We start from the raw sequence: 19291 nt of genomic DNA on the forward strand, positions 1-19291 counted from the left end.
ATATGAAATTCAGAAAAGCTATAACAAGCTTGTTAGCACTTTCATTGGTAGGCGCTATGGCACTTACAGGTTGTGCTTCAAAATCAGAAACGGGAACTGATTATCCTAAAGGCTCATTAGAGTTTATTGCACCATCTGGGGCTGGTGGCGGTTGGGATTTAACAATCAGAACTGTTGCAAAAGTTTTACAAGATACTAAATTAGTAGAAGCAAATATGCCAGTAACAAACAAAGCTGGTAGCGGCGGAGGCGTAAACTTAGCCTACATGCAAACTCAAAAAGGATCAGAAAAATTAATTTCAGTTTATTCACCACCAATTTTGTTAATTGAGTTAAATGGTTCAAGCGAATTTGGTTATAAAGATACAACACCACTTGCAAGACTTATAACTGATTACGGAGCATTTGTAGTGCCTAAGGATTCAAAATACCAAACAATCACTGAAGTTATGGATGCATTAAAAGCTGATCCTAAAAGTGTAAAAATCGGTGGTAACTCAGCTGCTGGTTCTATGGATCATATTCAATTCTTAATTATGGCAAAAGCTGCTGGCGTACAAAATCTTAAAGAAATTGATTATATCAGCTTCCAAGATGGAACGGCAACTGCTCAAATCTTAGGTGGTCATGTTGACTTGTTAACAACAGGTTTAGGAGATGTTCAATCTTTAGTTGAAAGTGGAGATTTAAGAGCTCTTGCACATACTGGCGCTGAAAGAGTTGGAGAAGGCGTATTAGCTGAGATTCCTACTTGTAAAGAGCAAGGTATTGATGGTGTATTCGAGAACTGGAGAGGTTTATTTGGGGCACCAGATATGCCAGATTATGCAGTTAAGTTCTGGGAAGAAACATTAGCAAAAATGGTAGAAACAGATGAATGGAAAACTGAAGCTGCTAAACACGGTTGGGCACCAGCTTATTTAAATCAAGCAGATTTCAATACATTCTTAGAAGAAACAAATGAATCTTACAAGTTAATCTTAGATGAAATAGGTCTTTCATCAAATTAATAAATAAATAGAGAGCCCAGTGTGGCTCTCATCCCCCTAAATTTGGAGGTATTATGGAGAAGCAGAAAAAAGGAAATTTTGACTTTTTAACAGGAGCAATTTCCGTTATATTCGGTATTATTTATGGCATAATGGCATTTGGATTAAAAAGAAGTCCTATGGGAGATCCTATGGCTCCTTCGATTTTTCCACTGATTGTTTCAGGTGGATTGGTAATATTTGGTGTTGTCTTGCTGTTGAAAAGCAATTTAGAAGCGACAAAAATTGCTTTTAGAAAAATCAAAGAGAACACTACGGCAAACGATATTTTAAGTAGAAAAATGATTATCATGACAGTTGTAGCTGCAATCGTCTATGCTTTGATATTTCATATATTGGGATATGTAATTTCTACATTCTTATTCGTAGGATTTATCATGTCAGTTTTAGAACCGAAGAGAATCGTTAAGAACTTAATTACATCAGCAATTTTTAGCATTATCGTTTATTATGTATTTTTCTATCTTTTAGGCATTTCATTACCTATGACGCCTATTCTTAATATATAGGAGGCTGTTATGGATATTTTACAACATTTAATGGATGGTCTTTTAATTGCCATGCAACCTTATCATCTTGTTCTGATCACTTTCGGGGGGATCTTGGGTACTATCGTTGGTATGCTACCTGGACTTGGACCAGCTACAGGCGTTGCTGTTTTATTACCACTGACTTTTTCTATGAGTCCAACAGCGGCACTTATTACAATGGCTGGTGTATATTATGGGGCGATGTTTGGTGGTTCAAGAAGTTCAATCTTAATCAATACACCTGGTGATGGTGCTGCACTTGCTGCAACATTTGATGGTTATCCAATGGCTATGAATGGTAAAGCGGAATCTGCACTTGCGATTAGTGCGATTGCGTCGTTCATTGGTGGTCTTATATCAGTTGTATTCTTAATTGCTTTAGCAACTCCTGTTGCAAAATTTGCATTAAAATTTGGTCCAGCTGAATACTTCTTATTGATGGTAGCTGCACTTGCGATGACTTCGTCAATGGCAAAGGGCAATATGATCAAAGGTTTTATTTCAACTTTATTTGGTCTTGCTGTTGCAACTGTAGGAATTGATGCACAGTCTGGAATTTCAAGATTCACATTCAATATCTTAGAACTTCAAACGGGTATTGATTTTCTAGTAGTTATTATTGGTCTTTATGCTATTGGTGAAGTTTTTAAAGCATTTTCAGATATCAACAGTGGTAAAAAAATACCGCAGAGAAAATTCGGGAAAATATGGATCACTAAAGAAGAATGGAAAAAGTCATGGCCAGCAATTCTTAGAAGTACACCTCTTGGTTTTATAGTAGGTGCACTTCCAGGGGCAGGCGGTACAATGGCATCTCTTATGGCATACAATAACGAAAAACAACTATCAAAAAATCCTGATGATTTTGGTAAAGGTGAAATTGTTGGACTTGCCGCTCCTGAAGCTGCTAATAATGCTGCATCAGTAGGCGCATTTATCCCAATGTTAACACTTGGAATACCTGGTTCTGGAACAACAGCGATTATGATGGGTGCACTCTTAATGCTTGGTATACAACCGGGACCACTTTTATTTACGCAACATCCTGATGTTGCATGGGGTCTTATTGCGAGTATGATTATTGGTAACTTTGTATTAGCAATTGTTAACATTCCAATGGCTGGACTTTTAGTTCGTGTTTTATCTATACCATCAAAAGTACTTTATCCAATGGTACTTGGACTCGCTTTTGTAGGTACGTATGCTATTTCAAACTCAGTGATAGATTTCTATATCATGGTTATGTTTGGAATCATCGGTTTCTTTATGGAAAAAGCTAAAATTCCATCAGCGCCAATGATTCTTGCAGTAATAGTTGGCGGTACTATGGAACAATCATTTAGACAAGCTACAAGAATTTCAGATGGTGCTTTAAGTGTTTTCTGGGGCTCACCACTTGCGATTGCTTTAATAGCAATTACGGTTATATTTGTAGGCTTCCCTGGAATTAAAAAAGGCTTTGCACTATTAAAAAGTAATAAATAAGTATAGTTTAATATAAATTAAAGCCAGCTTCAGTTATCTGAAGGTGGCTTTAATCAGTATATTGTGTTATAGTGTGGAGGCTCATATAATGGATGTAAACTGATGAAATGAGTGGTATTTGATGATAAAAGTTTTAAATAAATATAAGTATGCAATGATTATTGTGATTGCACTGATGGTGATGATCGTCATCATTGGCGCATCTTATCAAAACTATATAAAAATACAAAATAAGGTAATTGAAATAGAGCAATTTCAACTCTTATCTCTAGCTGAGACACTTGCAAAAAGTGTTGAGAATTTTTTTACCAACCAACAACATAATCTTGAAATATTATCAAAAAATCGAACATTTATTAAAGATTATAATGGTTTTTCAGCTGATGGGACACAAAAAGATTTGTTTAAGAATCTAGAGGATTATTATAATATTCAAAGTGAAAATATTGAATTAATAAGGTTGGTTAAACTAGATGGTACAGAAATTTATGCATTTCCAACTACTGATTATGGGGATGGCATCTTAGATGATTGTCAGAGGGTGAAGTTAGTCCAAAAGCCGGATGTAGGGGAAATATATAAAGAGTCTGATAAGCTTTATGTTAATATATATCATCCGATTTATTTTGAAGAGAAACTTGATGCGACACTCTATATAAAAGTAAAAATCAACACAATTTATCAAAGTCTTATAGCACCTGTTAAAGCAGGAGAAAAAGGTTATGCATCTGTGAAAGATTCCAGTGGCGTACTTATAATGCATCCCAACACTGAAGATATTGGTGAAAATGTTATTGAAGTACGTAAAAACACATATCCTGATTTTGACTGGAGTGAACTGACAGAACTTGTTGAAAAACAAAAGAACAAAGAATCTGGCGTTGGCGTTTATCACTCATTATGGTTCACTGATAATGATCAACAACGGATCAAGAAATTTAGCGCTTATGCCCCTGCTAATATTGGAAGTGATTTTTGGATTGTAAACATCTCAAAAGATTATTTAGAAGTCGTATCTTTTCTAAAAAACAGAACATATACCATTGTGATCATTAACTTTTTACTGTTACTTGTATTTCTTACTTTTGGGTTATTGTTTTATAAGTTCACCAAGGATAAAGCTATTATCGAAAAAGAACGCGCTTTAATGATAGAAGTAAAAGCACTAAATGAAGCACTAGAACTCGATATCACTAAGAGGATTAAACTTGAAAGCGAGTTATTAAGTAGTAAAAATAAATTTGAAAATATTTTTGAATCTGGTTCAGATTGTATCTTTGTTATTAGTATGAATCAAAGTGCACAGATCATTGAAGTTAATCATAAAGTAGAATTATCTCTGGGATATACAAAAGAACAACTTTTATCTATGTCTTACTATCAGATTAGCACACAGGTGAGTGAAGATGTATATAACGCTTTAATACAGGGTATTGAAATTAACTCTGGTGTGACATTTGAGGATGAGTTAAAAGGTGTAAATGGGAAAGTTATTCCAGTAGAAATTAATGCAAGAATCATGAATAATGAAAATAAGATGCAGATCGTCATGATTTCAAGAGACATAACCATGAAGCGTTTGTTTGATCAGGAGATGGAAGAAAACAAAAAACGTGAAGCACTGATGATTTACCAATCGAGATTAGCTGCTATGGGTGAAATGATTGGAAATATAGCTCACCAATGGAGACAACCTTTAAGTGGACTTGCCATGATCTACAATAACATAATTGATGCTTATAAATATAATGAGCTAGATGAAGATTATCTTAAGGCACAAGGGGTTAGACATGCAGATCTCGTAAAATTTATGTCGAGTACAATAGATGACTTTAGATTTTTCTTTGATCCCAAAACTGAAAAACGTGATTTCTTAATATCCAGTGTTTGTGATCGAACCATTGACTTTCTAAAGGAAACCATTCGATTAAATAATATAGAAGTAATCGTCAAACTAGAAAGTGATGTGTTGATAAATGGGTTGCCAAATCAACTGTCACAAGTTCTATTTAGTATCATTAAAAATGCAATTGATGCAATTGTTCAACATAATTCTTCAGAGAAAAAAATTTGCATAGCAATTGAGGGACGTGATGAAGAACTATTAATTAGTATTCAAGACAGTGGTGGTGGAGCATCTAAAGCCAATGTTAGTCGATTATTTGATGCGTATTTTACGACAAAAGATGAGCAATCAGGAACTGGACTAGGCCTATATATATCAAAAGTAATTATTGAAAAGAACTTTAAAGGAAATATTAACGCAATCAACAAAGAAAACGGTTTATGCATAACCATTAGTTTTCCAATATAAATTTCGTCCAAGGAGAGAAAACTCATGTTAAATGAAAAGCAAATGGACCTAAATGTATTATATGTTGAAGATGAGCCAATATTGCGAGAAGAAATTACACGATTCTTAAAGCGAAGGGTTAAAACCGTCACAAGTGTAGAAAATGGGCAAGAGGCATTGGCAATCTTCGATGTTTTTAAGTTTGATTTTGTGATAACTGATCTAATGATGCCAGTTCTTGATGGTGTTGAAATGGCGAAGAAAATAAGAGAAAAGAACCTTGATATTCCTATTGTAATCACAACTGCTTTAAGTGATGTTGAGTTAATGCAGTCAACGATAGAAGTGGGAATTGATAGATATCTATTAAAACCAATCGATGTAGAGACTTTAAATCAAATGCTCATAAGTATGAATGAAAAGTTAACGCGAAAAAAGAAAAAAGAGCAGCGCTTTCGGCTCTCATTAGATGAAGTAAAATCAATTGAAAGAAAAACAGAGACAGAAATTGCACGAGTAATTAAATTGTCAACTGGAAAAGGACCAAATAGAGTTCAAGCCTTTTTACAAGCTAATCTATGTGAAATAGTAATCAGTGGCTCTCGAACACAATTAGAACAAACCATTCTTAAACAAGAAAAAAACACACGAATTGGTGACTACTTAAGAGAAGTACTTTACACACAACTAAAAGAAACCTTTGAAACCTCTATAAAGGAAGTAACAGGTATTCGTGTAGTTTTTCAAGGATTAAAGTGTAACAGTACAAAAGATATTGATGTCATAAGGTTTATATTTGAGTTCTAAAAAAAACGGGATAAATTCAAAATGATTAAAAATCACAGTTGAATTTATCCCGTTTTCTGATTATTTACATATTATTTCAAACATTGTGAATAAATTTTAAATAATTTTGTAGTATTTTGTAACATTTTGTAGGATTATGTAGGGTGAATGATATAAAAATGGTGTCGTGTATTCGTATGCGCACACGATTAGTTTGGGGAGCATACAGTTAAGGAAATTAAATTTAAGTTGAGCAGGAGGAAATTATGAAAAAAGCAATGTCTTTGTTATTGGTATTAATTTTAATGTTCACACTTGTAACTGGTTGTACATCTACTGATGAGCCAGCAACAACTGAAGCGACAACTGCAGCAGCAGGCGAGACGACTGCAGCAATGTCAGAAGATCCATCTTTTGATAATGTTTTCGTAAATATTGGTACCGGTGGTACTGCAGGTACTTATTTCCCACTTGGTGGTGCATTCGCTGAAATATGGAACAATAATATTAAAGGCATCAATGCAACAGCTCAATCAACAGGTGCATCTGTTGCAAATATCAACTTGTTAATTGATGGTGAAGTTGAAGTTGTTATCGTTCAAAATGATACAGCACTTTATGCGCATGATGGCGTAATGATGTTTGATGGTCAAACTTTTGATAAATTAAGAGGACTTGCAACACTTTACAGTGAGCCTCTTCAAATCGTAACAACAGATCCTAGCATTAAAACAGTTGCTGATTTAAAAGGTAAAAAAGTAGCAGTTGGTGCTATTGGTTCAGGTGTTGAAGCAAATGCAAGACAAATAATCGCTGCTGCTGGTATGGATTTTGAAAAAGACATCGATCCTAAGTTTTTATCTTTTGCTGAAGCTTCTTCAGGACTTAAAGATAAGCAAGTTGATGCAGCTTTCTTAACTGCAGGAATTCCAACTGCAGCTATTCAAGATTTATCTGCACAAAATGATGTATATATTGTTGCAATTGAAGGCGATATAGCGGCTACACTTAAAAGTAACTATAAATTCTTTACAGACTATACAATTCCAGCTAACACATATAAAGGACAAACAGAAGATGTATCTACGTTAACAGTTAAATCTATGCTTTGTGTTTCGGCGGATTTAGATGAAGAATTAGCTTATCAATTAACTAAACAAATTTATGAAAACTTGGACAGAGTTGTATTGGCTCACAATGTAGGCAAATATATCACTAAAGAAACTGCACTTGATGCAATGCCAATTCCTGTTCATCCTGGTGCTGAGAGATATTTCAACGAATAAAGATAAGTTAATTTAGGGTCTCTTATCATAAAATTTTAGAAATAAATTGATAACATCAATTCTTAAAGAGAGAAGGGAAGCTTTGTTTAGAAAATCTATTATTGGATTGCTCAGTATTTGTTTGTTAGTAATTTTGGTGATGACTGGTCTTCAAGAGCGGACTGTAATTATAATTGAAGATCAAAAATCAGGAGAAAAACATAGTTTGTTTCCAAGTGACAATCACTTTGAACTTGGCTATATTCATTCTGTGTTACTAACACCGGTAGATGAGTATTTTGAAATTGATAAAGATAATAACCTCATACTCCAAAAGACTGTATATGAGTCTTTTGGGGTGGGGCTTCCTTATGAACAGATGAGTGATGCGGAGTTTGAAATTGTAGATGGTAAATTTATATTATATATGGACCGGAAGTTTGAAAAAGTCAATATGATCGCTTCACCAATTCCCAAGCATTCTATAACGGTGAATGGTGAAAAAATATATATTGCAGAGTTATTTAACAAGGAGTCTATTGATGTCACAAGTGAGTCTTTTAAGAAGCTTATAAAAAATGATGTTGAAAGACAAAAGTACACACATGACCTCATAATTCATGTGATTAAAAAGAAAGTTTTTGAAATTGGCAACTATCATGTTGTTTTATAGGAAGGATCGGTGTCATGTCTGACTTAAATGAAATAAAACAAACAGCAAATACAGACCAAGCAAGTGCAATTAATGCTGATGATTTGCTGAGAAAATACGACAAAGGTTCAGACTATAGGGTACTTAGCGGAATTCAAAATAAATTGTTGGTTGGAATATTAGCAATGTTTTCTATATTTCAATTATACACTGGAATTTTTGGAGTTATGGATGCAATGCTACAACGTTCAATTCATCTCGCTTTTGGTTTAACCTTAGTCTACCTACTATATCCATCTTCCAAGAAATTCTCAAGATCAAAACTACATCCAGTTGATGTGGTACTTGCAATACTTGCAGCATCAGTTTGTCTTTATGTTTTTTTCAACTATAAACAGCTTGTATTTAGAGCGGGACGTGTAAGTACGATGGATATGATTGTTGGTTTAATTGCAATCGTATTAGTACTAGAAGCTGCTAGAAGAGTTATTGGGTGGCCGATGGTCATAATTGCATCAGTTTTCATTGCATATGCTCTTTTGGGTCCGCATATTCCAGGACCATTAGCACATAGAGGCGTAAAATTATCAAATTTAGTACAGCACTTATACTATACAACTGAAGGAATCTTTGGTCTTCCAATTGGGGTTTCTTCAACTTTTATCTATATGTTTTTGTTATTTGGAGCTTATCTAGGAAAAACAGGGATGGGAGAGTTTTTCATAGATATTTCAAACTCGATTGCTGGTGGTGCACCAGGTGGTCCTGCAAAAGTAGCAGTAATTTCAAGTGCTACTATGGGAACTTTATCTGGTTCTTCAGTTGCAAATGTTGTTGGAACAGGTAGCTTTACCATTCCAATGATGAAAAAACTTGGTTATAAACCAGAATTTGCAGGAGCAGTTGAAGCCACTTCATCAACTGGTGGGCAGTTAATGCCACCAATTATGGGGGCTGCTGCCTTTCTTATGGCTGAATTTACCAATATTCCTTATGTTCAAATCATTGGTGCAGCTGTTATTCCTGCTTTACTTTACTATTTTGGTGTTTGGGCAGGCGTTCATTATGAAGCCAAAAAACAAGGTCTTAAAGGTATGCCTAAAGATCAGATTCCAAAAGCAAGTAAGGTAATGCGTGAAAGAGGTCATCTGATCTTGCCAATCGTGATTGTTATTTATCTTTTAATCTCTGGTTATACACCGATTAGAGCAGCACTTGGTGCAATTGTATCAGCAATACTTGTTTCTGCAGTTAAAAAAGAGACACGCCTTTCACTGAAAGATATATTTTCAGGATTGGTTGAAGGTGCAAGGACTGCAATTACAGTTGTAGCTGCTTGTGCGACAGCTGGTATCATCATTGGTGTTGTAACTCAAACAGGGTTAGGCTTAAAGATGGGTTCACTACTGGTTAGTGCAGCATCAGGAAAACTATTCTTAACTTTAGTGTTTACGATGATTACATCATTAATATTAGGTATTGGTGTTCCTACAACTGCTAACTATGTAATTACTGCTACAATTGCTGCACCAGCATTGCTAATGCTTGATGTCCCAATTATTGCTGCTCATATGTTTGCTTTCTATTTCGGAATTATAGCCGATGTAACGCCACCGGTTGCACTTGCAGCAGTAGCGGCATCCGGTGTCGCCAAGTCAGAACCGATGCGTACAGGTATACAGGCGTCGCGACTTGCAATAGCGGCCTTTATAATACCATATATCTTTGTTTACAGTCCTGAACTGCTGCTTGTTAATGTAACACCTTTACATCTTGTGTTTATATTGATAACAGCGATATTAGGAATTATAGCAGTTGCTTCTGGATTAACAGGATATTTCCAGACGAAAATGAACGTATTAGAAAGATTACTATTTATAGTGGGTGGTGTAATGATGGTTACAACGGCTCCAGTTGTAAATCTTATTGCAGCCGTTATGTTAGGAAGTGTATGCTTCTTTCAATTCAAAAACAAAAAAAAGACACCTGAAATAGTAGCAACAATATAGAAACACCCTTCTTAAATAGCAAAGGATCAGCTACCACAATAGCTGGTCCTTTGTTTTTTATCAGAGTGTGATATAATTTTATTAAAATGCATTCTGGAGGGAAAATGTTTAAAAAGAAAAATAATTGTGCGGAAACTCATGGTATTATTGAATACGTTGAGGCTAAATTTAATGGTCAAAATATTAAAGAACCAAAATTGGATTTTCATATTCATATAAAGTTTTTTGATTATTTCAAAAAGCTATTTAACAGCGAAGAAAAAATGAAGATATCAACAATGAATATTTTAAGTACAGTTATTAAACTAAGTTCTTTTGATGTAGAACTCTCACATTCAGCTCAAAAGTTAACGAATTTCTCCAATAAACTTTCAATCTTAAGTGAATCAAATTTAGCAATAGTTGAAGAAACGACTGCAAGTATGAATACTTTTACAGAAACTATTTTAAATACTACGGAAACTTTAACAGGGTTAAGCGAAGCTACAGAAATCATTGTAGAAAGTAATAATGCTTCTTATGATCAAATAAGAGAAATCAAGGACTTAAAAGATATCGTTATCAATAATTCTGATGAGATGAGAAATAAAATGCAGGAGTTAGTTAACTACACACAAAGTGTAGAACAAATAGTTTCAGCAGTAGAAGCAATTGCATCACAAACAAACTTATTGGCACTAAACGCATCAATCGAAGCAGCAAGGGCAGGGGAGCATGGACGTGGATTCGCTGTTGTCGCTGATGAGATTAGAAAATTAGCTGAAGGGACTAAAAGCAGTTTAGATGAAATGAGTGGTATAGTTAGAGGTATTAAAAATGCAACAGTTGAAGGCGTAATTAGTATGGATAACACAATTGAATCCACTCAGTCAATTGGAGATAAGATCGAAAATGTATCTAGTACAATAGATAAAAATGTATCTCTCTTAAATAGAACTGTCAAAGATATTAAAGAAATTACAATGGAAATGAAAAATATCCAATTATCAACACAAGAAATTAATCAAGCAATGGAATCATCAACTAAAGATGCTGAAGAATTAAGTGATATGACAATTTCGATAAGGGAAAATGCTGAGACAAGTTACAAGCAAGCAAAACAAATTTCTAAAATAGATGATGAGATGTCAGAAATTCTATATAACCAAATGTCAATTATTAATATGAGTGCAAACCATATAAATAATGATGAAATACTTATCAACTTAGAAAGTGCAAAAATTGCTCATAACAACTGGAGCGATAATTTAAAAAATATGATAGATCAAATGAGTGTATATCCAATTCAGTTGAACTCACATAAATGTGCTTTTGGACATTTTTATCATTCAATAGATCTGTCCGACACAATATTATCCAAAGAATGGGATGAAATTGGTATCTTGCATAATGAATTTCATAAAAAAGGTGAAGGTGTTATTACATCTATTAATAATAATAATTATGATAAAGCAAATAGTATATATCTTGAAGCTAAGGACATTTCCTTACGTCTGTTTAAACTATTAGATGTAGTTTCGGATCACCTAAAACAAAATAGAGGTGAAATGTTTGGTACACATAAAGATCAAATCGTTCAGATAAAAATATAGTAAATAGGATAGATTGATTCTTATATAGTCACAAAAATAGTGCTGCTTTAATTGCCGCTATAGGTGTTGTTTATGTGATTAATCTTTTGACATTATATAAAATTCACATAAACATTATCTGAACTTAATATAGATTTTAAATACTTGAGGTATAGTTTAGCTATTGGATAGTTACCACATAATTTTGATATAGAAGCCATAACGGAGCTGGTGGCTCACTCCTTCTAAGCTTACTCCCCAAGTAAACAACCATCTCATAATTTTCAAAACATCCAATAAAGAGCCACCAGACCGTATCCTTGGCAAGGAGGTCTAATGATAAAAACCATAATATTTGACTTTGACGGTACCATTATAGACACTAATGCACTCATAGAAGAGGGGCTAAATCATTTTTCATTGAGATATAGAGGTAATGTACTTAGTCGAAAAGAAATAACAGCTTTAACAGGTAAAACTTTAGAAGATCAGATGCATTATATTCATCCAGTACATGCTTTTAGTATGTTAGAGCAGTTTAAAATTTGGTATACACATCATCACAATGAAAAAACAAGAGCTTTTCCGGGTATCATTACTTTGATTAAGAACTTAAAAAGTCAAGGCTATAGATTGGCGATTGTAAGTAATAATAGTAAAGTTAGTTTAAACCAAGGACTTAAGCACCTGATGTTAACGGACTATTTTGATGTGATCATTACTAGAGATGATGTCCACGAAGTCAAACCATCACCAGAGGGCCTTGAAAAAACTTTAGTATTTTTGGAGACTGCTCCTTCTGAAGCAATTTATATTGGTGATACACATAATGATATGTTAGCAGCCAAAAGAGCAAATATTTCGAGTGTTATGGTGGGGTGGAGTCAACTGGATGTGAGTGAAATTTTACTTTCTGAACCTGATTATGTTATTGCATCTCCTTTACAACTTATGACAATACTCGATTCAATAAATGAAGATGTTATACCTTATGAAAAAATGGCTGTTTAGTCATTTTTTTTTATATTTTTTTGAATTATGAGACATATGACTCGAAAGAGGGTATAATATATCGAGATATTTAAACATGCGTTTAGGAGGACAATAATGAAAATAAGTCTGTTAAAAAAAGGACACAACATAAATAGCAAGAAGTTAAAAAAGCTTATGATGTTGACAGTCGGTACTATGATCCTTATGCCATTTTTAGTGGGGTGTACTCAAAAAGAGGAAACAGAAATTGTAGATAAAGTTAGACAAGTATCGGTGTATACCGTAAGTGATGTAGCACATCGAGAGACACTTGTTTATAACGGGTTTATCAACTCAAGTCAAGTTATTCCGCTTAATTTTCAAAGAGATGGAAAAGTCGAAAATATAAATGTTGAATCTGGTCAGAAAGTCCTTGCTGGAGATACGCTTATGAATTTGACTAAAGAAAATGAGTCGGATATAGCCGCAACAATTTATGCACCAATTGATGGCGTTGTAAGTCAAATATTAGTAGATGAGGGTAATCTTGCATCAAAAAACTATCCAGCGATTATCTTGCAGTCTAGTGATGAAAAAATCACCATTGGCGTGACAGGTGAGGATTTTAAAAAGATAGAAAACTATGGTAATCCAAGTGTTGAAGTAAGCGTAAACAATGTTACACGCACCGCAAAATTTAAGTCAATTGCATTGATACCAGATGCGTCGACGATGACTTATTCTGTTACTATTGAGCTAGAATCTTCAAAACAAACAATAATTGGAGATTTGGCAGAGGTTAGACTAGAATTATCTAGAATATCTGGCATCTGGTTACCTATTTCTTACGTTCAAAACGATGGTGAGGATTATGTCTACATTGTCAACTCTGATAATAGAGTAGAAAGACGCAATTTAAAACTTTATGAGCTAAATAACGATTTGGTTCGTGTCGTTGGCGTCAATGATGGGGATCGCATTATAACTGTTGGGAATTCATTTGTGAACGAAGGGCAACTTGTTAATGCAAGGGAGGATGTTCATGAATAAACTAATAAAAGTAGCTATCCATGAAAGAAAGGTTACTTTCTTATTAGCGATAATGATCTTTCTTTATGGCATATATGCATATTACTATATACCTAAACAAGAAAATCCTGATACTTCTAGTCCTTCTGCTCAAATCATTACTGTATACCCTGGAGCAACTGCAAATGAAGTTGAAGAACAAGTTACACAGAAAATTGAAGATGAGTTAGCAACGCTTGATGGTGTTGAGAACATCACTTCGTATTCAAATCCTAATGTTTCAGTGGTGATTTTAACGCTCAATTATGATGTTAATTATGATGAGCAATGGGCAAAAATGAGAGTGTTACTTGATGCACTTAAAAACGATTTGCCAAGTAATGTACAAGATTATCAAATAGAAACTGAGTTGACAACATCAGCGGGTATCATCTTAAGCTTATCTGGTGAAGACTATTCCTACGAACAACTAGGTGCATATGCTGAAACATATAAGAAAAGACTTGAAGATATAGAAGGTGTTAAACGAATCGTCATAGATGGCATTCCAAAGAAAAATCTAGAAATAAAAGTGGATTTAAAAAAATTAGAGAGCTTGCCTTTATCTTTAAAGGATATTTTTGATTTAGTGTCAGCACAAAGTGTTAGTATACCTGCTGGCGCAATACAAACGAATTATGGAAAAATTGGCGTTAAAAATCCAAGTGATATCAATTCAATAACTAAAACAGAAAATATGATCATATATGGTTCAGAAGAATCCGGTGCTTTACTTAAACTAAAAGATATTGCAGATGTAAGTTTCGAATATGATCGCCAACAACATAGCTACAAGCAAGGAGAAAAGAACTCGGTGCTATTAACCGTTTATTTCAGTGACAATCAAAATGTTGTTTTAATTGGAAATGATATTAGAGATGAAATAAACTTACTCAATGATAAAATGCCGAGTGCTTTGAAAGTAAATGAAGTATTGTTTCAACCAGAAGAAGTGAGTCGTTCTATTGAAGGTTTTATCATAAACTTACTTCAAGGTATGATTTTCGTTATTATTGTTGTACTGATAGGCATGGGAATTAGAAATGCAATGGTAGTATCTATTGCAATTCCACTTTCAATTACAATGACAATAATTGCAATGAAGCTTATTGGTCTAGATATACAACAAATGTCAATAGCAGCACTTATTATTGCACTCGGAATGCTGGTGGATAATTCGATCGTAATAAGTGATTCGATTCAAATTAAAATTAATGAAGGTATTGAAATCAAAAAGGCGTGTTATGAAGGTACTGTTGAACAGTCTATACCTGTTTTGACATCTACTCTTACAACAGTAGTTGCATTTGCTCCTTTGATTGTCTTACCTGGAGAGGCTGGAGAATTTGCGAAATCACTGCCTCAAGTAGTTATCATTGCATTGATAGCTTCATATATTGTAGCTATGTTTGTAACACCAGCCCTTGCGAGTATCTTTTTCAAAAACACACATAAAGAAAACGCCCCTAAAAATAGACTAAGACATTTCTTTGAATCAGGACTTAAAGGTTCTTTAAAAATGCCGAAGATGTCTTTATTTTTCATCTTAGTTATATTAATGGGATCTGTTTATGCAGCATCTTTTTTATCTATAGAACTATTTCCATATGCAGATAAAGATATTGTATATATCGATGTTTTTTCAGAAAAAGATGGTGATATTGAATATACTGAAAAACTAGCAAAAGAATTACGTGAGTTGTTAAAAGAAGAAGATGCAATTGTAGATATTAGTTCATCAATTGGTGGTGGATTTCCTAAATTCTACTTAACAGTTGGCGTTAGACCTCCTTCTGATAATTATAGTCAATTGTTATTAAAAGTGGATTTATCAAAGTCAAAAGAGTTTGATTCGCGAGAAACTTATGCTTATTATTTACAGAGATTAGTTGATGAAAAATTAATTGGTGGAACTGCAACTGTGAATCTACTTGAGATTAACCAACCTGGTCCAGCGGTGGATATCAGAATTTCTGGTGAAGAGAGAGAAGATGTCAAACGTGTCTCAGATCAACTTTATAATGTGATATTAAGTCATAATCAAACGATTAATGTTCAAAATGATAGTGCTGCATATGAGTATCAATATTTAATTGATCAAGATAGTATTAAAGCCTCTAGTTTAGGTCTTACAAATTATGATATACAGTTACAAACTAGTTTAGCCCTTAACGGAATGAAAGCAGCAACACTAGAAAATGGTGGTAAAACATATGATGTAATTATACGTGGAGAAATTGACAAATTAGACGATCTTATGAACCTACAAATCAAATCAAGTACAACCGGAGGAAAGTACCTTCTCAAACAATTTGCTACTGTTTCACTGGATAAAGAACTGAGTTCAATTAAACGTCTAAATAGAAATTCTTCAGTTTCGGTAAGTGCAAATGTTATGCCGGGATACTCTGCAAACGATTTGCAAAAGTGGATCGAAAATAGTGTATTGCTTGGAATAGATCAAGAGGGTGTATCAATTTCCTTTGGTGGTGATCAAGAAATATTTGATAAATACATCTCTGGCTTATTAGGAGCGGCTGCGATTGCTGTTATAATTATCTATATTATTTTATTGATACAGTTTAACTCCATGATGCAACCATTTATCATATTAGCGACAGTTCCACTTTCAATAATAGGCTCTATTTTTGCACTGCTTATTTTTAATCAAAATGTTACTTTTACTGTTGGTCTTGGGGTTGCAAGTTTAATTGGAGTTGTCGTTAATAATGCGATATTACTGATTGAATATATTAATAGAGAACGCAGATTAGATCGGTCTGTATACGAAGCGTGTGTTAATTCAGTCGAAAGACGATTTAGACCTATTATGCTAAGTACCATTACTACAGTTATTGGGTTAGTACCTATGGCTTTGTCTGGTAGTTCTTTCTTTAGTCCTATGGCAATGGCTTTAATGGGCGGCTTGACAATTTCAACCTTATTAACACTTATTGTGATACCACTGATCTACTACCAAAGTCATAAAAGAGAAATTTAGTTTGTTTCATTTATAGTACTTGCAAGAGAAGTGGAGATATGCTAATATAACCTTGACCCCCCTATACAGGGGTTTGAAAGGAGTAACGAATGGATATTTTATTAGCTGTAACAGTGGCGTATGTTATATTTTTAATTATTAGTAAACTAACAGCGCCAAAAGTTGAACACGTAAGTGGAAAGATGTTAGATGAGATGTTAGGGGACAAAACTAATAAAAAGCAGTACATTGATGTAAGAACTGCAGGTGAGTTTAATTCACGAAAAGTTAAAGGATTTAAAAATATTCCGCTAGACCAACTTCATAAAAGAATGAAAGAAATTGATGCAGACATGCCTGTAGTGCTTATGTGTGCTTCAGGGAGTAGGAGTATGAAAGCTGCAAAGATATTAAACAAAAATGGTTATAAAACCATTGTTAATGTAAAAGGCGGAATTAGTTCTTATCCAAGCAAATAAACATGAAAGGGGTCACTACTAGCTATGAGTAGGTCCCTTTTTTTATGTGCATAATTTTAATAGGCCTATTTAAGCTATAAATACCTGTTCTCCGGTAGTTTCATTTAGGATGGTATAATTTGTCAGTATGATACTAAAAAAATGTTATAGGGCGCATAGAACCTTAAATATCGCATTATTCAATACATCTATCCAGAGGACTTGCAATAATCAAGTTCATAAGATAGTATATAAGGAAATTGTTTTTAAGCAAGGAGGGAAAATATGCTTCAAGAAGCTAACAAATGTCTATTATGCAAAAATGCAAAGTGTCAAGAAGGATGTCCAATAAATACACCAATTCCAGAGGTGATTAAACTATATAAAAGTGGTGACATAATGAAAGCAGGCGAACTGTTATTTCAAAACAATCCGTTATCTTTAATTTGTTCTATGGTCTGTGTACATGAAGATCAATGTAAAGGAAACTGCATACTCAATAAAAAAGGTGATCCTGTTGCTTTTCATAAGATTGAAACAGAAATCTCAAAAGTATATTTTCAAGAAAATAAATTATTACCATCAAATAGAAATAAAGGAAAAGTTGCAATCATTGGTGGTGGTCCAGCAGGTATAACCATTTCATTTATACTCTCGCAAAAGGGGTATGATGTCACTTTGTTTGAAGCACACAGTAAAATAGGTGGTGTTTTAAGGTATGGTATACCAGAATATAGATTGCCCAATGATATGGTAGATTTAGTTGAAGAAAAGTTAATAGAAAGTGGAGTAAGAATAAGACCTAATACTTTGATTGGGCCAGTGATCACATTGGATAGGCTGTTTTTAGATGGCTATAAGGCCGCGTTTATAGGTACAGGTGTTTGGAATCCTAAACCACTTACTATAAAAGGTGAGACACTTGGCAATGTACACTATGCGATTGATTATTTAAAATCACCTGAGACTTATAGACTGGGAGAGAGTGTAGCTGTAATTGGAGCAGGTAATGTTGCACTTGATGCTGCGCGAAGTGCAATTCGCGGTGGTGCCTCGAAAGTGACAATTGTATATAGAAAAGGATTTTCAGAAATGCCAGCAACGGATCAAGAAATAAAAGAAGCATTAGATGATGGGATAAGTTTTGAACTTTATAAGTATCCTATAGAGATTAAGGATGATGGTATCTTTGTGGGATTAACGGATTCAGAAATGGATAAGATGTCGTTTATTCATGCGGATTCAACTATTATAGCGATTAGTCAAACCGCACGTAACAACATTGTAAGAAGTACCACTGAACTCAACACGTCACAGATGGGACTTTTAATAACAGACCGTGATGGACGCACAACTAAACCAGGTACTTTTGCATCAGGTGACGTGGTGACTGGAGCAAAGACAGTTGTAGAGGCAATTGCACATGCAAAAGTGGTTGCAGGGACAATCGATACCTATTGTCAAACTTTAGATACATGTGTTTTAGAGTTTAGTGACAATTGTGATGCGCCAGAATGCATGGAATCAGTCGTGCAAAATTGTAGAGAAAACTGGCTGGTATTTGAAGATTAGTTATAACTCTTTTATGGCGCCTTGTAAAATAGATTCCGCTGCTGCATAGCGCGATAATTCTCGCTCTACAGAAAAGGAGTCAATCGTTCTAGCGGATTGAGACTCACTGATATTAAACTTGCTAATCAAATACCATTTAGCTGCATCAATGGTTCGTATTTCGTCCATCATTGGCAATACTTCAATATGGTCTTTTTCCATAGCGTGTATTTTAGTTCGTGTTGTTTCTATACATTTTAATAAGTTTTGAAATGGCTTTACAACAACGGGCTTTTTAATGCAGAGAACACCAAAATTAGTAAGAAGCTCTTTTGTTTGCAAATAAGTAGATTCTCGTGCTATAAACATGATGCTAGTTGTCGTTCTCTGAGCGGCATATTTAGCAAGTCGATCGCCAAGTTCTGTTCTCATAGGAGCATTGATAATGACAAGATCAAATTCATGTACATCTAATAGGTTGGTTGCATCAGAATAGTTAAATGCACTAAAGATTTTACCATACGAGGTATTCATTAATAATTCTTTGATAAAACCTTCACTTGAGTCGGTATTTGTGATTAATAAAATATCTTGCATTACATCACCTCCATTTTTTACAATT

At 34.1% G+C, this 19291-nt stretch carries 15 protein-coding genes; 14 read left to right on the top strand and 1 reads right to left on the bottom strand.

Features of this window, described 5'->3' with window-relative positions:
* Positions 1-2: 2 nt before the first annotated feature.
* From QE109_RS08935 to QE109_RS09000, 14 genes are all read left to right on the top strand, one after another.
* The gene (locus tag QE109_RS08935; protein ID WP_281094112.1) at positions 3-1010 is read left to right on the top strand and encodes a Bug family tripartite tricarboxylate transporter substrate binding protein; all 1008 of its coding nucleotides are present in this window, start codon (positions 3-5) and stop codon (positions 1008-1010) included.
* Between the two features lie 53 nt (positions 1011-1063).
* Positions 1064-1558: a tripartite tricarboxylate transporter TctB family protein gene (locus QE109_RS08940; protein WP_281094113.1), complete on the top strand. Its 495-nt coding sequence runs from the start codon at positions 1064-1066 to the stop codon at positions 1556-1558.
* Between the two features lie 9 nt (positions 1559-1567).
* Positions 1568-3064: a tripartite tricarboxylate transporter permease gene (locus QE109_RS08945; RefSeq protein ID WP_281094114.1), complete on the top strand. Its 1497-nt coding sequence runs from the start codon at positions 1568-1570 to the stop codon at positions 3062-3064.
* Between the two features lie 121 nt (positions 3065-3185).
* Positions 3186-5378 (top strand): ATP-binding protein, encoded by a 2193-nt coding sequence (locus tag QE109_RS08950; RefSeq protein WP_281094115.1) that lies wholly within the window; start codon positions 3186-3188, stop codon positions 5376-5378.
* A 24-nt stretch (positions 5379-5402) separates the two neighbouring features.
* Positions 5403-6164, top strand: a complete 762-nt coding sequence (locus QE109_RS08955) for a Na-translocating system protein MpsC family protein (RefSeq protein ID WP_281094116.1) — start codon at positions 5403-5405, stop codon at positions 6162-6164.
* Positions 6165-6409: 245 nt separating this feature from the next.
* Positions 6410-7429 carry a TAXI family TRAP transporter solute-binding subunit gene (locus QE109_RS08960; RefSeq protein WP_281094117.1) on the top strand — a complete coding sequence of 340 codons (1020 nt, stop codon included), beginning with the start codon at positions 6410-6412 and terminating at the stop codon, positions 7427-7429.
* An 82-nt stretch (positions 7430-7511) separates the two neighbouring features.
* The gene (locus tag QE109_RS08965) at positions 7512-8081 is read left to right on the top strand and encodes a DUF1850 domain-containing protein (RefSeq protein WP_281094118.1); all 570 of its coding nucleotides are present in this window, start codon (positions 7512-7514) and stop codon (positions 8079-8081) included.
* A gap of 14 nt (positions 8082-8095) precedes the next feature.
* Positions 8096-10069, top strand: a complete 1974-nt coding sequence (locus QE109_RS08970) for a TRAP transporter permease (RefSeq protein WP_281094119.1) — start codon at positions 8096-8098, stop codon at positions 10067-10069.
* Between the two features lie 104 nt (positions 10070-10173).
* Positions 10174-11661, top strand: a complete 1488-nt coding sequence (locus tag QE109_RS08975) for a methyl-accepting chemotaxis protein (RefSeq protein ID WP_281094120.1) — start codon at positions 10174-10176, stop codon at positions 11659-11661.
* A gap of 315 nt (positions 11662-11976) precedes the next feature.
* Positions 11977-12651 (top strand): HAD-IA family hydrolase, encoded by a 675-nt coding sequence (locus QE109_RS08980; protein ID WP_281094121.1) that lies wholly within the window; start codon positions 11977-11979, stop codon positions 12649-12651.
* Positions 12652-12747: 96 nt separating this feature from the next.
* Positions 12748-13662 carry an efflux RND transporter periplasmic adaptor subunit gene (locus tag QE109_RS08985; protein ID WP_281094122.1) on the top strand — a complete coding sequence of 305 codons (915 nt, stop codon included), beginning with the start codon at positions 12748-12750 and terminating at the stop codon, positions 13660-13662.
* On the top strand, positions 13655-16681 hold the full coding sequence (locus tag QE109_RS08990) for an efflux RND transporter permease subunit (protein ID WP_281094123.1): 3027 nt from the start codon (positions 13655-13657) through the stop codon (positions 16679-16681). Before QE109_RS08985 ends, QE109_RS08990 begins: the two co-directional genes overlap by 8 nt.
* 89 nt (positions 16682-16770) lie before the next feature.
* Entirely contained in the window at positions 16771-17139 is a 369-nt protein-coding gene (locus tag QE109_RS08995) for a rhodanese-like domain-containing protein (RefSeq protein ID WP_281094124.1), read from the top strand.
* 264 nt (positions 17140-17403) lie between these two features.
* Positions 17404-18690 (top strand): NAD(P)-dependent oxidoreductase, encoded by a 1287-nt coding sequence (locus QE109_RS09000; protein WP_281094125.1) that lies wholly within the window; start codon positions 17404-17406, stop codon positions 18688-18690.
* Here the strand turns inward: QE109_RS09000 and QE109_RS09005 are convergent, their stop codons facing one another.
* Positions 18691-19266 (bottom strand): ANTAR domain-containing protein, encoded by a 576-nt coding sequence (locus QE109_RS09005; RefSeq protein WP_281094126.1) that lies wholly within the window; start codon positions 19264-19266, stop codon positions 18691-18693.
* Between the last annotated feature and the right edge of the window lie 25 nt (positions 19267-19291).

This window comes from Fusibacter bizertensis (assembly GCF_029914245.1).
Classification (GTDB): Bacteria; Bacillota; Clostridia; order Peptostreptococcales; family Acidaminobacteraceae; genus Fusibacter_C; species Fusibacter_C bizertensis.

Bases quoted from the DNA above. Each gene is read 5' to 3' on its own strand.
- QE109_RS08975 (WP_281094120.1), top strand. From the start codon at position 10,174: ATGTTTAAAAAGAAAAATAATTGTGCGGAAACTCATGGTATTATTGAA.
- QE109_RS08990 (WP_281094123.1), top strand. From the start codon at position 13,655: ATGAATAAACTAATAAAAGTAGCTATCCATGAAAGAAAGGTTACTTTC.
- QE109_RS09005 (WP_281094126.1), bottom strand. From the start codon at position 19,266: ATGCAAGATATTTTATTAATCACAAATACCGACTCAAGTGAAGGTTTT.
- QE109_RS08940 (WP_281094113.1), top strand. From the start codon at position 1,064: ATGGAGAAGCAGAAAAAAGGAAATTTTGACTTTTTAACAGGAGCAATT.
- QE109_RS08960 (WP_281094117.1), top strand. From the start codon at position 6,410: ATGAAAAAAGCAATGTCTTTGTTATTGGTATTAATTTTAATGTTCACA.
- QE109_RS09000 (WP_281094125.1), top strand. From the start codon at position 17,404: ATGCTTCAAGAAGCTAACAAATGTCTATTATGCAAAAATGCAAAGTGT.
- QE109_RS08980 (WP_281094121.1), top strand. From the start codon at position 11,977: ATGATAAAAACCATAATATTTGACTTTGACGGTACCATTATAGACACT.
- QE109_RS08985 (WP_281094122.1), top strand. From the start codon at position 12,748: ATGAAAATAAGTCTGTTAAAAAAAGGACACAACATAAATAGCAAGAAG.
- QE109_RS08950 (WP_281094115.1), top strand. From the start codon at position 3,186: ATGATAAAAGTTTTAAATAAATATAAGTATGCAATGATTATTGTGATT.
- QE109_RS08955 (WP_281094116.1), top strand. From the start codon at position 5,403: ATGTTAAATGAAAAGCAAATGGACCTAAATGTATTATATGTTGAAGAT.
- QE109_RS08995 (WP_281094124.1), top strand. From the start codon at position 16,771: ATGGATATTTTATTAGCTGTAACAGTGGCGTATGTTATATTTTTAATT.
- QE109_RS08935 (WP_281094112.1), top strand. From the start codon at position 3: ATGAAATTCAGAAAAGCTATAACAAGCTTGTTAGCACTTTCATTGGTA.
- QE109_RS08945 (WP_281094114.1), top strand. From the start codon at position 1,568: ATGGATATTTTACAACATTTAATGGATGGTCTTTTAATTGCCATGCAA.
- QE109_RS08970 (WP_281094119.1), top strand. From the start codon at position 8,096: ATGTCTGACTTAAATGAAATAAAACAAACAGCAAATACAGACCAAGCA.